Raw genomic sequence first — 248 nt, forward strand, 5'->3', positions numbered from 1 at the left:
TTTGGAAAGGGTAGGGGTGGTGTTTTTAGTCGCTAGTCACTAGTCGTTAGTCGCTAGTCATTAGTTACTCCTTCAATCTGTTGATTAAACTCGTTCGCTTAATCTGTAACTCTTAACTCTTAACTCTAAACTCTAATTAAACTCTGGTGGAGAATAACGGATTCGAACCGTTGACCCCCTGCGTGCAAGGCAGGTGCTCTAGCCAGCTGAGCTAATCCCCCAGGGATTGTTTTGCTTAATCTATTGCT

1 tRNA gene is annotated in these 248 nt (G+C 43.5%); it reads right to left on the reverse strand.

Annotated elements, in window-relative coordinates:
- Positions 1-144: 144 nt before the first annotated feature.
- Positions 145-221 (reverse strand) — tRNA-Ala (locus V7S75_RS12085).
- Between the last annotated feature and the right edge of the window lie 27 nt (positions 222-248).

This window comes from Aquirufa sp. TARAVU-A1A (assembly GCF_054558675.1).